This window comes from Streptomyces broussonetiae, assembly GCF_009796285.1.
Lineage (GTDB): Bacteria > Actinomycetota > Actinomycetes > Streptomycetales > Streptomycetaceae > Streptomyces > Streptomyces broussonetiae.
This window is the reverse complement of the sequence record NZ_CP047020.1, coordinates 3,890,837-3,904,197: the sequence shown is the minus strand read 5'-3', so window position 1 is coordinate 3,904,197 and position 13,361 is coordinate 3,890,837. Positions and strand designations below refer to the sequence as shown.

14 protein-coding genes are annotated in these 13,361 nt (G+C 67.1%); 5 read left to right on the top strand and 9 right to left on the bottom strand.

Translation table 11 applies throughout. The annotated features are described in order from the left end of the window. A complete protein-coding gene (locus GQF42_RS18095) occupies positions 1-1,335 on the bottom strand; it encodes an SGNH/GDSL hydrolase family protein (RefSeq protein ID WP_158921212.1) in 1,335 nt (444 codons plus the stop codon). A gap of 209 nt (positions 1,336-1,544) precedes the next feature. Here GQF42_RS18095 and GQF42_RS18090 point away from each other — a divergent pair, with 209 nt between their 5' ends. Further along, positions 1,545-2,867 (top strand): DUF445 domain-containing protein, encoded by a 1,323-nt coding sequence (locus GQF42_RS18090; RefSeq protein WP_199273067.1) that lies wholly within the window; start codon positions 1,545-1,547, stop codon positions 2,865-2,867. A 76-nt stretch (positions 2,868-2,943) separates the two neighbouring features. Then, positions 2,944-4,470 carry an MFS transporter gene (locus tag GQF42_RS18085; RefSeq protein ID WP_158921210.1) on the top strand — a complete coding sequence of 509 codons (1,527 nt, stop codon included), beginning with the start codon at positions 2,944-2,946 and terminating at the stop codon, positions 4,468-4,470. A gap of 55 nt (positions 4,471-4,525) precedes the next feature. Here GQF42_RS18085 and GQF42_RS18080 read toward each other — a convergent pair whose 3' ends face one another. Continuing rightward, a complete protein-coding gene (locus GQF42_RS18080; RefSeq protein WP_158921208.1) occupies positions 4,526-4,969 on the bottom strand; it encodes a hypothetical protein in 444 nt (147 codons plus the stop codon). Between the two features lie 166 nt (positions 4,970-5,135). Between GQF42_RS18080 and GQF42_RS18075 the strand changes: the two genes are divergently transcribed. Next, a complete protein-coding gene (locus tag GQF42_RS18075) occupies positions 5,136-6,086 on the top strand; it encodes a GlxA family transcriptional regulator (protein ID WP_158921206.1) in 951 nt (316 codons plus the stop codon). A 24-nt stretch (positions 6,087-6,110) separates the two neighbouring features. On the opposite strand, the gene GQF42_RS18070 is transcribed toward GQF42_RS18075, so the two are convergent. Both GQF42_RS18070 and GQF42_RS18065 read right to left on the bottom strand, forming a co-directional pair. Next, on the bottom strand, positions 6,111-6,389 hold the full coding sequence (locus tag GQF42_RS18070) for a ribosomal protein L7/L12 (protein WP_158921204.1): 279 nt from the start codon (positions 6,387-6,389) through the stop codon (positions 6,111-6,113). A 309-nt stretch (positions 6,390-6,698) separates the two neighbouring features. Next, positions 6,699-7,001 carry a hypothetical protein gene (locus tag GQF42_RS18065; RefSeq protein ID WP_158921202.1) on the bottom strand — a complete coding sequence of 101 codons (303 nt, stop codon included), beginning with the start codon at positions 6,999-7,001 and terminating at the stop codon, positions 6,699-6,701. Between the two features lie 164 nt (positions 7,002-7,165). On the opposite strand from GQF42_RS18065, the gene GQF42_RS18060 reads away from it, so the two are divergent. Beyond that, positions 7,166-7,978, top strand: coding sequence for an inositol monophosphatase family protein (locus GQF42_RS18060; RefSeq protein ID WP_158921200.1), 813 nt, complete (start codon positions 7,166-7,168; stop codon positions 7,976-7,978). Positions 7,979-7,988: 10 nt separating this feature from the next. Here GQF42_RS18060 and GQF42_RS18055 read toward each other — a convergent pair whose 3' ends face one another. Both GQF42_RS18055 and GQF42_RS45935 read right to left on the bottom strand, forming a co-directional pair. Then, the gene (locus tag GQF42_RS18055; RefSeq protein WP_158921198.1) at positions 7,989-8,471 is read right to left on the bottom strand and encodes a hypothetical protein; all 483 of its coding nucleotides are present in this window, start codon (positions 8,469-8,471) and stop codon (positions 7,989-7,991) included. A 95-nt stretch (positions 8,472-8,566) separates the two neighbouring features. Further along, positions 8,567-8,824 (bottom strand): hypothetical protein, encoded by a 258-nt coding sequence (locus GQF42_RS45935; RefSeq protein WP_233273377.1) that lies wholly within the window; start codon positions 8,822-8,824, stop codon positions 8,567-8,569. 443 nt (positions 8,825-9,267) lie between these two features. On the opposite strand from GQF42_RS45935, the gene GQF42_RS18045 reads away from it, so the two are divergent. After that, entirely contained in the window at positions 9,268-10,545 is a 1,278-nt protein-coding gene (locus GQF42_RS18045) for a transcriptional regulator (protein WP_158921194.1), read from the top strand. On the opposite strand, the gene GQF42_RS18040 is transcribed toward GQF42_RS18045, so the two are convergent. The 3 genes from GQF42_RS18040 to GQF42_RS18030 form a co-directional block, all read right to left on the bottom strand. Then, the gene (locus GQF42_RS18040; RefSeq protein WP_233273376.1) at positions 10,526-11,188 is read right to left on the bottom strand and encodes an HAD family hydrolase; all 663 of its coding nucleotides are present in this window, start codon (positions 11,186-11,188) and stop codon (positions 10,526-10,528) included. The genes GQF42_RS18045 and GQF42_RS18040 overlap by 20 nt on opposite strands. A 129-nt stretch (positions 11,189-11,317) precedes the next feature. Then, the gene (locus GQF42_RS18035) at positions 11,318-12,292 is read right to left on the bottom strand and encodes a hypothetical protein (protein ID WP_158921192.1); all 975 of its coding nucleotides are present in this window, start codon (positions 12,290-12,292) and stop codon (positions 11,318-11,320) included. Positions 12,293-12,322: 30 nt separating this feature from the next. Further along, positions 12,323-13,321, bottom strand: a complete 999-nt coding sequence (locus tag GQF42_RS18030) for a hypothetical protein (protein ID WP_158921190.1) — start codon at positions 13,319-13,321, stop codon at positions 12,323-12,325. Positions 13,322-13,361 lie beyond the last annotated feature (40 nt).

Sequence of the window (13,361 nt, the reverse complement as noted above, 5' to 3'; positions counted from 1 at the left end):
TCACAGCTCCGTCTGTCCGCCGCCCTCCAGGCTGAGCAGGTCGAAGACCCCGGCCATCCTGGCGAAGCCGCGGTCGCTGGGGTGCAGGTGGTCGCCGGAGTCGTAGTCGGGGCGCAGGCGGCGTGGGTCGTAGGGGTCGCGCAGGGCCTTGTCGAAGTCGACGACCGCGTCGTACACCGTGCCGGAGCGGATCTCGGCGTTGACCTGCCGGCGGACCGCCTCCCGCGCCGACGTGTAGCCGCGGTGGCCCTGGAAGGGCATCAGGGTGGCGCCGACGACCTTCAGGCCGCGGGCGTGCGCCTGGGCGACCAGGGTGCGCAGGCCGGTGACGATGCGGGCCGGGTCGGCGAGCCGGGGGTTGCGCAGGATGTCGTTGACCCCGAGGTCGATGACGACGGCCTTGACGTCGGGGCGCGCGAGCGTGTCGCGGGCGAAGCGGCCGAGACCGCTCTCGTTCTCGGCGGGACGCCCGAGGCCGCCGGCGAGGACCTGGTTGCCGCTGATGCCCTCGTTCACGACGCTGTAGCGCGGCAGTCGGCTCCCGCTCTCGAGCGCGCCGCGCAGCCGGTCGGCGAGGAGGTCCGGCCAGCGGTGGTTGGCGCCGGTGGTGGAGGTGACGCCGTCGGTGATGGAGTCGCCGAAGACGACGACGGTGCCGTCGGCCTCGTTGCTGAGCACGTCCAGCGCCGTCAAGTACCGCCAGTACGGCGTCTGTTCGGTGTACGGCCTGCCGGTCGGGTCCTCGGTGACGTCACCGGCGGCGACGTACGAGATCTGCCGGGCGTGCGGGTGGTAGGTGACCGGGCCCGAGGGTGTGGGGGAGTAGGTGGTGACCAGGACGTCGCTGTCGTGCGGGACGACGAGGCGTACGGCGTCGCTGATGGTCTGTCCGCCGGCGGGTATGACCACGCCGGTGGAGCCGCTGAAGGTGAGCCGGCGCATCGAGTCCGGCGCGGCCGTCGCGGAGCCGTCCCCGGTGGACAGCGCGAGCGAGGCGTGCGTGATGGTCAGCGGCGACTGGCCGTAGAGGTTGGACAGCGTGATCCGGGCGCTCGTGCCACCGGTGTTCGCGTGCACGACGTTGCGCACCGAGTGGCCCGCGAGGCCGACGGTCCCGGTGCCGGGCTCGCCGCCGACCGGGGCGGTGGACCAGGAGCCCACCCAGGTGCCGGCGGAGGCGGGGGCGGCGGCGGAGTCGTGGCGGACGTGGGTTTGCGCGACGGCGCCGCGAGGGGTGCCCTCGTCGGCCGCCACGGTGAGGTAGATGACGGCGGAAATGGCTACGACCAGCGCGACGAGCGCGGTCATCACGGCATAACCACGACGCTTGGTCATGCTGGAGCCGTTCTCCTCGGGGGTTGGGGAGCCCGAGGCTCCGATCCTGGTCGGCCCATGATGCGTCATGAGCCCGGGAAAGCTGACAGGGCCCTGCCCAAAACTCCCCTTTGGACAGACGCCGGGAACTCTTGTGCCGTTCCGGGAGTCGGTCAGGAAGGGACAATTGTGTGCGGGATCTCCGAGCGATCATCGAACGGGTGGAGCTGATGGACACGACCGAGACGGAGACGGACGCGGCACCGGGGCGAGGCGTGTCGTACCGGACCATGACGGCCTTCACCCCGGCCGACGAGGAGCGCCGGCGCGGGGTGCGGCGGATGAAGCTCACGGCGAGCGGCCTGCTGCTGCTCGTGGCGCTCGTCTACGTCCTCGCCAAGCTCGGCACGCACGAGGGCGCCGGACCATGGGCCGGCTATGTCGCCGCCGCCGCGGAGGCGGGCATGGTGGGCGCGCTGGCGGACTGGTTCGCGGTCACCGCGCTCTTCCGGCACCCCCTCGGCCTCCCCATTCCGCACACCGCGATCATCCCCACCAAGAAGGACCAGCTGGGCGTCTCGCTCGGCGAGTTCGTCGGCGAGAACTTCCTCTCCCAGGACGTCGTACGGCAGCGGCTGCGCGCCGTCGGCATCGGCAGCAGACTCGGGGCGTGGCTGGCCGAGCCGGAGCACGCCGACCGGGTCACGGCGGAGCTGGCGACGGCGCTGCGCGGCGCGCTGACGGTGCTGCGGGACTCGGACGTGCAGGCGGTCGTCGGGGAGGCGATCACGCGGCGGGCGGGTGCCCAGGAGATCGCGCCCGGCCTCGGCAAGATGCTGGAGAAGGTCGTGGCCGACGGCGGGCACCGGCGGGTGGTGGACCTGGTGGTCGCCCGCGCGCACGACTGGCTGGTGCTGCACCGCGACGACGTGATGGTCGCCGTGGAGGGCGGCGCGCCCGGCTGGACCCCGCGCTTCGTGGACCGCAAGGTCGGCGAGCGGGTCTACAAGGAGTTGCTGCGCTTCGTCACCGAGATGCGGGACATGCCCGCCCACCCGGCGCGCGGCGCGCTGGACCGCTTCCTCGGCGACTTCGCCTCCGACCTGCAGTCCGACACGGAGACCCGGGCGCGCGTGGAGCGGCTCAAGGGCGAGGTGCTGGGCCGGGGCGAGGTGCAGGACCTGATCGCGTCCGCCTGGACGGCCGTACGCGCCATGATCGTCGCCGCGGCCGAGGACGAGCGCAGCGAGCTGCGGGTGCGGGTGCGGGCCGCGTTGCTGTCGCTGGGCGCGCGGATGGCGACCGAGCCGAAGGTGCAGGAGAAGGTCGACAGCTGGGTCCAGGGTGCGGCGGTGCACGTCGTGACGACGTACCGCAAGGAGATCACCTCGCTGATCACCGACACCGTGGCGAGCTGGGACGCCGAGCACACCACCCGCAAGATCGAGGCCCACATCGGCCGCGATCTGCAGTTCATCCGGATCAATGGCACGGTGGTGGGGTCACTGGCCGGACTGCTGATCTATACGGTGACGCGGACGCTGGGCGCCTGAAACCGTGGGACACGGGCACCCGTCCTGCCGTCCCCCTCCGGTCGGGGGACGTCCTTCGACGAGGAGGAGGGAGCCCATGACCGCAGCGCAGACGCCGTCACCGGAGGCCGGAAAGCCCGGCACCTCGGGTACGCCCCGCGAGTCCGGCCGGACGATCACCACCGGCATCCCGGCCCGGCTGGACCGTCTGCCCTGGTCCCGCTGGCACTGGACGATCGTGATCGGCCTGGGAACCGTATGGGTCCTCGACGGCCTGGAGGTCACGGTCGTCGGGAACATCGCCGGCCGGCTGGCCGAGCCCGGCAGCGGACTGTCGATCACCTCCGGCCAGATCACCGGCGTCGCCGCCGCGCTGTATGTGGCGGGAGCCTGTGCGGGCGCGCTGTTCTGGGGCCGCCTGACCGACCACTACGGCCGCAAGAAGCTCTTCATGATCACCCTTGCGGTGTATCTGGCGGCGACGGCCCTCACCGCCGTCTCCTGGGAGGCCTGGTGGTTCTTCCTCTTCCGCTTCCTGACCGGCTTCGGCATCGGCGGCGAGTACGCGGCGATCAACTCCGCGATCGACGAGCTGATCCCGGCCCACTACCGCGGCCGGGTCGACCTGATCATCAACGGCAGCTTCTGGCTGGGCGCGGTCGGCGGCTCCCTGCTCTCCATCGTCGCGCTCAACACGAACGTGCTGCCCAAGGACGTCGGCTGGCGCCTGACCTTCGCCCTGGGCGCCGTACTGGCCCTGGCCATCCTCCTCGTACGACGGCACGTCCCGGAGAGTCCCAGGTGGCTGCTGATCCACGGCAGGGACCGGGAGGCGGAGGAGATCGTCTGCGGCATCGAGCGCCGGATCGAGACGGAGACGGGCGTACGGCTGCCCGAGTCAAAGGGCGAGCTGGAGATCCACCAACGCAGGAGCGTGACCTTCATGGAGATCGCCCGCACGGTCTTCGGCCGGTACCGCAGGCGGGCGGTGCTCGGCTTCTCGCTCTTCATCGGCCAGGCGTTCCTGTACAACGCGATCACCTTCGGCTTCGGTGCGATCCTGACCAGGTTCTACGCCGTGCCCGCCGACCGCACCGGCTACTACTTCGCGGTGATCGCGGTGGGCAACTTCTGCGGCCCGCTGCTGCTGGGCAAACTCTTCGACACGTTGGGCAGGCGGATGATGATCTCGTCCACCTATCTCCTCTCGGGCCTGCTGCTGTTCGGCACGGCCTGGCTGTTCGGCCGCGGCTCGCTGAGCGCGGGCACGCTGACGGCGTGCTGGTGCGTGGTCCTGTTCTTCGCGTCGGCGGGCGCCTCCAGCGCGTATCTGACGGTGTCGGAGATCTTCCCGTTGGAGACGAGGGCGATGTCCATCGCCTTCTTCTACGCCCTCGGCACGGCGGCCGGCGGCATCAGCGGCCCCCTGCTCTTCGCCGACCTCACGGGTACCGGCAAGGTCGGCGACACGGTCCTCGCGTTCTCGATCGGGGCGACCCTGATGTGCCTGGCGGGCCTGGTCGCGGCGGCCCTCGCGGTACGGGCGGAACGCCGCTCCCTGGAGGACGTCGCCCGCCCGCTGGCGGCGGTGGCGGCGCCGTCGGCCGGCGCTACGGCTCCCTGAGCCTCACGAGCCTCACGAGCCGGTGATCAGGCACCGGTGCCGGACGGGGCGCGCATCAGGCACCGGTGGTGGATCCGGGCCGCACGATCATCAGGACGGTCACGGCGGCCCACAGCAGGTTGAAGACGCCGGTGAACATGGCGAGCCGTGCGGAGTTCGTGCCCTCGCCCGCCACGAACGCGCCCTGCGCGGGCAGGACCAGGGCACCGAGGACGACGGCGGCGAGGAGGGTCAGCACGATCGACGTGATGAGCCAGCCACTGCCGAGCACACCCATCCGGCTCGCGGTGGCGAACCCGAAGACCGGGACGACGACGCCGACGAGCGCGTAGACCCGGCAGATCCGGTGCAGGAGGCTCAGGGTCCCGGCGGTGCCGTCGTCCCCGGGCGCGGCGAGGGCCCGGCGCGCGAGGGGCGGGAACATGCTGGCGGCGACGGTCACGGGTCCGACGGCGACGATGGCGGCGAGGACGTGGACGGCGAGGAGGAACTTGGTCACGGCGGTGACGGTAGGCGGGGAGGGGATCTTGGGAGAAGGGGCGAGAGTGCCAGTATTCAACGGTTTCCCGCCAACGGCGAACAAGACGAAGTCGACGCACCGGTCCCAGCATGAGAGCGGTTGGCCGTAATCCGTCGTACCCCCGGATCCGGCCTAGGATGCTGCCATGCACACCGTGGCGGTACTGGCGCTGGACGGAGTCGTCCCGTTCGATCTCTCCGTCCCCATCGACACCTTCGGCCGGGCCCGGCTGCCCGACGGCCGGGAGCCGTACCGGGTGCGGGTGTGCTCGGCGCGCGAGGAGGTGAGCGCGGGCGCCTTCGCCGTACGGGCGCCGTACGGCCTCGACGCGCTGGCGGAGGCGGACACGATCGTCCTGCCGGGGGTGGCGGACCTGGCCCAGGAACTGCCGCCGGGGGTCGCCGAGGCACTGCGCGAGGCGGCGGCGAACGGCACCCGGATCGCCTCGATCTGCGTGGGCGCCTTCCTGTTCGCGGCGACGGGCCTGCTCGACGGTCTGCGTGCGACGACGCACTGGTACGCGGCCGCCCGGCTGGCGGAGCTGTACCCGAGGGTGACGGTCGACCCGAACGTTCTCTACGTCGACAACGGCCAGTTCCTGACGTCGGCGGGCGCGGCGGCGGCGCTGGACATGTGCCTGCACATGATCCGCAAGGACTTCGGCTCGGCCGTCGCCGCGCACACGGCCCGGATGTCCGTGATGCCGCTGGAACGGGAGGGCGGCCAGGCCCAGTTCATCGTCCACGACCTGCCCCCGGCCCCGTCGGGCGCGACCCTGGAGCCGTTGCTGTCCTGGCTGGAGGACCAGTGCGACCGTGACATGACGGTGGACGAGATCGCGGTGAAGGCGGGCATGAGCACCCGCACCCTCAACCGCCGCTTTCGCGAACAGACCGGCACGACGCCCCTGCAGTGGCTGCACCGGGCCCGGGTACGGCGGGCCCAGTACCTGCTGGAGACGACGTCGTACCCGGTCGAACGCATCGCCACGCAGAGCGGGTTCGGCTCCCCGACGGCCTTCCGCGAGCGCTTTCGCAGGGTGGTGGGGACGAGCCCGCTGGCGTACCGGAGGTCGTTCAGGGCGGGGACGCCGTAGCCGGCGGACGCCGTGCCGGCGGGGCTAACCGAGGCGGTCGACGGCCTCCTTGGCCTCCTTCAGGCCGGCGCCCGTGCTCTCCCGGTACACCTTGATCGCGTGGATCTTCTTGCCCTCGCGTACGAGCGCGAGCACCTCGTCCATCCGCGGGTTCTCCTCGCGCAGATCCAGATGCTCCATGATCAGGTCGAGCTTGCGCTCGACGCGCGCGAGACGCTGATCAGCCTGCGTGATCCGGCTCCCGATGCTGACGATGCCCCCGACCGCAGCCAGAGCCAGTGCGAGAAAACCCACTATGTCCATGACCATGATCCTAGAAGTGCCCGGGTGTTCACCTGACGTGGACACGCAGGCACTTTCGAGTGTGTGCCTGGCCACAACCGGCCTGGGGCCCTGATCCGCCGGACGGCCGGCCCTGTCCGGGCCTCGGCCGCCGGGTTGGCTCAGGCCTTGACGGCGACGGCCGCGGTCCTGCTTGGGCCTTGGGCCGGTCCTGCCCGGGCGTTGCGGCCGGTCCTGCCAGGGCGTTGTGGCCGGTCCTGCCCGGGAGTCGTGGCCGGTCCTGCTGGGGCCTTGCGGCCGGTCCTGCTGGGGCCTTGCGGCTGGTCCTGCCTAGGCCTTGCGGTCGGCGACGGCCCAGGAGGCGAGGGCGACGGCGCCCGCGACACCGAGGACGGACGGCCAGGCGCCGACCTTCTTGGCCAGCGGGTGGGACCCGGCGAACGCGGCGACGTACGCGGCGCCGAGCGCACCGGCGGCCTTCCCGCCGGCCTGCTTGCGCCACTGCTGCGCGGCAGTGACCCCGGCAACGGCCAGCACGGCCCCACCCAGCTGCCGCTTCTTGGTCCACCGGGCAACGCCATACCCACCGACGAGCCCACTCGCGGCAACGACCGCGCTGGGAACCTTGGCCATGACTGCCTCCTCATCCACCTCTTTGATCTTTGTCTGGTGCTGAGGCTAACGAGCGCCTCCGGGGCGTCGTACACCAGCCCCGCCGGGATCGTTCGCCGTTCGCCGGACCATGCCATCCTGCCTCGGAGCTGACCCTGACGCTGACCTGCCAGGTGGTGAACTCAGTGAACGACGAGCAGGACCCCATCCTCAACGAGGCGCTGACGGTCGCGACCGAGCTGGCCGCCTGGGCATCGGAGACGATCCGCCGCCCGCGCGAAGGCGAGGCACGGGAAGAGGTACGGGAGAAGGCGGGCCCTGCGGACATCGTGACGCCGACGGACGAGACGATCGAGGCACACATCCGCACGATCCTGCGGGCGGCGTTCCCGCAGCACGGCATCGAGGGCGAGGAATACGGCGTCCACGAACCCGAGACGCCGAACGCCCCGTACTGGGTCGTGGACCCGGTGGACGGAACGACCAACTACGCCCACGGCATCGGCTGGTGCTCCTTCTCCCTGGGCCTGGTGGCCGCCGACGGCACGCCGCTGCTCGGCCTGGTGGCCGACCCGTGGCGCGGAGAGGTGTTCACGGCAATCCGAGGCAGAGGCGCGACGCTGAACGGCACTCCGATCCACGCAGCCTCGCACACCACCCTCACCGGCCACCTCTTCCTGACGGAATGGGCAGCCCACCACCACTGGCCCGGCCTGGACCCCCTCCTGTCCGCCCTGTCCGACCGCCACTGCACGACCAGGGTGATGGGCTCCACGGCCCTCTCCCTGTCCCAGGTGGCCGCGGGCCGGGCCACGGCAGCGGCGATCGGCGAGTTCCACGCGGTGGACGGCCTGCCGGCGTACCTGATCGGGGTGGAGGCGGGGGCGGTTGCCCTCCCTTCGACCCCCGCATACGACGAGCCACTGCTGCTGGCGGCGCCGGGGGTGGCGGAGGAGCTGGGGGAGCTGTGGAGGACGAGCCGGAGGGGCGAGGCCTAGCTGCCGGGGCTCACGAGATGGCTCCTGGTCCGACGGGACAGGTCAGTTCGGGCTTCGAACGGTTCGGAGAACACGTCACCACTGCGAGAGACAGATACGAGGGGCGCTCGAGATAGAACCCGAGCGACACGTCACCACCTGAACCGAGCCTCTCGGTCGCGGAGTTGACCAACACGGCGAAATCGGTGAAGCCCCGCGCCCGTTCGGAGGCGAACCGGGGCGCGTACTCGGCCACACACGCCCCGACCCAGGCAGCCGCATCGTTCGGCTCGTCCCACGTGCCCCGAACCAACGAACGCGGCTTGAAGAGCCAGTAAGCCGTTTCCAACGGAGGAAGATCCACAGTCGGGAACTCCGCCGCGACCTCCCGGTAGCGCTGGATCAGCTCCGGCCTGCATCCGGCCGGGGGCGGCTCAGGATGTGGCGGCCGCCGGAGGGCTTCCTGATCGAAACGCTCTTTCGCCCCCACCCAGAGATAGCCGTGGTGATGCACTGGTCGTTCCCATCGGGCCACGAAGATCGAGAAGGTCGAGGGGAACCGGTCCCGGACTCCCCGCGGGGGCCGGTACCGGCCGGAGGAGAGCATCCTCAGCGATGGGATCCCTCACGCTCTGAGGCGGCCCGTTGTCGCGCCTGCCCCGCTTCGATCAAAGCGATGATCGACCGCGGTGCGCACAGGTCGCCCTCGTAGCGGGGCGGGATCACCCAGTACGTGCCCGGTGGCTGTTGCTGGTCGAGCCGTGGCACTCCGAGGTACACGCCCTGACCGAGGCAGGTGGCGACGTCGTCATACGCCCAGACCAGACCGGCATGGGCCTGAATCAGGGCGTAGTACGTCTCACCCATGGCACGACGGTCGTAGATGATCGACCCGCCTAGCGCCCTACCAAGCGCAGGCGCCACATCGTCCAGGTCACGCGAACCCACAGCGGCGTGCACTACGGCTGCAGGCATGCGTACAGCGGCGAAGCGAACTCCGAGAGGAAGTAACGCGACGCCCTGAGATGACCACTCCGCCCGTGCCCGCTCTGGTGCCGGATGGGCGCGGGCGAGCCATTCGCCAACAGCTCTGTCCAAGGCCTCTTGCGTATCCAACGAGCCACCCTCCACTTCCCGGGTCCCGGTCGATGTGTGTTCAAGCCTTCAGCAACTGAGCAGCACAATCGAGGACTTGGATAGGACACTTGGAGGCCGCAAACAGGACCTCTATGGCCTCTTGTGAGGGAATCCATACCCAACAGAGGACACAGTGTGGGAGTGTTACAGAAGCCGTAGCAGGAGGTGTCCCAGTGCCTAGGTCCACCGGCAATACCCGGCTCAAGGCAGCTCGTGTGGCCGCCGGATTCAACTCCCAGCAGGACTTGGCAGCAGCCCTCACCCAACACGCACAGGACATGGGGCTTCGTGGGCTCTCCATCGGAGTACGGCAGGTCCGCCGTTGGGAGTCGGACAGCCCGCCCTGGCCTCAGCCTGACTGCCAACGGGTGCTCGTCCACTTGCTGGGCCAGAACATGGAAGCGCTTGGATTCACGCCCCCGTGGGGCTCCGATGGCTTGCAGCGCACAGACTCCGCGCGGCGTACTTCGCTTGGAGGAGGCCCGGCTTCCTTGAGCGCGGCATCCCAGCCCCGCCGAGATGCCGCGGTGGCGCAGCCTTCAACGGTCGGCACGGACTTCCTGGCAGTCACTCGGTCCCACAGAAGGCTGTACTGGTCCGTCGCCCCAGCCCAACTACATCCTGCCGTTGTCGCTCACGCGAGATTGGGCTGCGCCCTGCTGCCGGAGACCACGGACTCCACACGTCAAACGGTAGCGGCCGCGCTGGCGGAGACCTATCTCCTGGCGGGGCGTATCGAGTTCTTCGACCTCCGCGAAGCGAGCGCTGCCAACGACACTCTCCTCTTGGCGCTGCAAGCTGCTGGCGAAGCAGATGATCCGCTACTAGGCTCGGCGATCCTCGCGCACATGGCGTTTATGCCCGGCTGGGTGGCGGACCGTGACGGCGCTCTGGAGCGGATGACAGCCGCTCGCACCTATGCCCGACGCGCCTCCGCGTCAGCCGAATTCCTCGCTTGGCTGGACGCGGTGGAGGCGGAGTGCGAAACCAGGTGCGGTAGCACACGCACCGCTCTGCACCTGATCGGGCACGCCGAGGACGTCTTGGCTGCCGGTAATGAACACCCGTCGCCGGAGTGGATGGACTGGTTCTCTCCGGCTCGTTTGGCTGCCTTCAAAGGAAACACGCAGATGATCGCGGGCCATCTCCCTCAGGCCCGTGAGAGTCTGCTCAGCGCTTTGACTTCGATGACTCCTGCCGAGGACAAGCAACGTTCGGTGATTTACGGCGACTTGGCGGCTGTGGAGGCAGCGTCGGGAGATTCCGAGAAGGCGTGTGACTACGCGGGTAAGGCATTGGACCAGATGGCGGTCACCTGGTACGCCACTGGCATGGATCGAGTACGCGAAGTCCGCCGCGCACTGGCGCCCTATCAACATGAGCGCTGCGTGCGCGACCTTGACGACCGCTTGTACGACTGGTCAACGACGATCAGCGCACTGAGCCGTTGAACTTACCAATGGCTTTGGGTAGTTCCATCAGACTCTCCACTCGAAAAGTAGGGAGCTCCCTGGCCTCAACGCTGTTCCACTGAACCGTCGCCCAGGGCCCACGATGCACCAGCGCGGTGTGCATGCCTACGTCGCGAGCTGGACGGATGTCGTTGTCGCAGCGATCTCCGACATAGAGAATCTCGGCGCCGTCGAACGGCACGGCGTCGGTAACCCGTTTGAAGAACTCCAGGTCAGGCTTGCTGGCTCCCCAGTCGTCCGAGGTACCGATCAGATCAACGTCATCCAGGAACAACTTGCGCAAGATACGTCCTGCGCGGACGGTTTGGTTCCCAGCAATGCCTAGCCATAGGCCGCTACCCCGGAGGTGCCTCAGGGTTGGGCGGACATCGGCGTACAGATCCTCTTCCCCGAACGACTCTGGCTGCCCGGCAGCGGCCCGCTTCTCCCGTTCTTCGTAGAGATCGAACCCGGGCTGAAACACCTGGAAGACCTCCCGGTAGTCCCGCCCCTGCGCGATGACGGCCCCGAACATTGCATGAAACGTGTGCCGCGGCACCCCCAACCAGTCAGCCCAGGCCCCGTACTCCCTGGTCTCGTCTACCAGGCACTCACCTACGTCGAAGACCACTGCGCGAATCACGAGGGACAGGCTATCGAAGACGCCCAGCTACGTCGGTTGGCTGCCCCTGGCCTGCGGCAGCCTGCAATCGTGAGCCCTCCTCCGGCGCCCCCTCCGCTACGGCGACGCGACACAACATCGCGTCTCGACTCAACTCGAGGTCGAAATAGCTGAAGTCGAAGGCAAATTGAAGTAGGGCGCAGGCCAATCGACGGAGCCGTCTGCATCGGCTTGTGCTACATGCTGGAGCAGAAGGGCTGTGGAGTCTTGAATGTCTACCTCAGCGCCCTTGCCGAGAAGGCGAGTCGCGACGGGGATCGAGGAGTAGGATATTCCCAGCAGGCTGCATATATGCTCGAAGCCTTCATTCCTGTTACCTGTGCCAAGACTTCCGTTCAGATAGTCGCGTAGGCGCGAACATATGTCGAGCATTGCATTACCACTCTCGGTGACCTGGTATTCTCCTCCCTGTAGACTTTCGCTTTCCATGAACCCGATAATGAAAAGTCGATCAGTCTCAGACTTGAGGGCCTCTAGGTTTACATTCAACGCCTTCGCTGTGTGCCTGTGGCTGCGATATCCGAACCTCTTGACGTGTGAAAGGATCGCAACGGGGAGGCCGGGTCGTCTTGATGAAGAGAAACGCTTTACATCTCGAGGTATGAGCCCTCCGAGCGTTATGTGCATAAGGAGATCTCTCGTGATCTCTTCCCTCAAGGAGTTGTAAATAGACTCTTCAATCCCCTCGTCCCCTGCCTTAAAGTCGGCCGGCACCCAGAAGACGCGCAGACGAGATAGGCGATCTCGCATCGGTGTTTCGAGATAGGACTGAGTCACTTCGGCAAATCGAGAACGGAGCCGACTTTCATGGCGCGCTATATATACGGCGGCAGCGATGTCTTTCTCGTTGAGGAGAGTCCTAAGATCTTTGTCGATGCCGTCCCCGCCGTGCTTCCATAGGGTTTGCCCTATAACTACCTTAGACCAGTCCCGTTTGAGATCACAGGAGAAGTCAAAGAGCTTGCGTTGCCCTTCCGTGTAGCCAAAAAGCCCAGAGTCTGAGGCGCTCTCCATAATGCGAAGTGCTGCTTTTGAGAGGAAGTCATGCTCACGTGATGTAGCCATGGTGACTCCAAGGGGGCGAGGGTTCGAAATCTAGCGTGACGGAATTCTTGTGTACTCGCCTTCATTTTGGTAGACGAGGTCAATTCCTTCTGTGTGGAGAAGGTTCAGCAAGTCATCTTGAGGCTTTTCGGGTAGGAGCGTGACTAGCTTAGGATTGGCTGGGTCTATGTGTCGCACATAGTCCTTGAGTTGGCCTATTGCGGTACGCACTTCCTCGCGACTGCTTTCACCGCGTACCGAGTACAGCTCATGCTCAGTGGCGTCGTATAGATCAGTCGTGAGGAGGGTCGTCGTGCCCGCGATCCTTATCTGATACGCCGCTACTTCGTGCCCCTCCTCAATGAGTCTCATTAGGTACCCCTCTCGGAGCTCCGACTGGCGAAGTTCCGCTGTGAGGCTGGGCTGAGCTGCACGCCTACTTTCTGAGGTTCGCTTTCTCTTGGGTGAGACAAGATTAGGCTCGGGTACTTTAGGCGTTGCGACGGCTGCCAAAACCTGTTGTGCGGCGGTTTTTTCTGCCCGTGTTATGGCGTCTTTAGAGAGAAGCTCGAATTCGCCTTTGGGGCGTAGGCGGAAGACGATGATGCGGCGTCGATTCCTGTTCTCGTCTTTTGCCTCGCGTACCGTGTACGGCTGCTTCGGGTCCAACGCGAACTCGCCGATGTACCGCTGCTGCTTGGCGCTGGATTTAGGGTTGGCTACTTTTCCCTCAGCCATAAAGACATGCAGTGACTTTTTAGTCACTGCATGATATAGAACAGCGGCATTGCGAGAACCTTTCCTGCCGAGAAATGTTTGGTCCCCGCTGGTGCCTTGCCCGGTGTATTCGAAGATGGGCCCGAGCTCATCTTCCTCTGCCAGCCACCCGTCTTCGTAACCGTACTGCTTGCCACTGTCGTGATCGACGTAAATGAGGATGTTTGGGGTGGTTGTGGAGGGGATGATCCCTGCCTGACTTCCCCCACCGAACAACCTGTCCATCTCTGCGCGCGTGGTCAGGAGTCCAGGGGTGATCGACGGTATGCCCATACCACGACGTTAGCTGATCACACTGACACTGAAGTTGCTC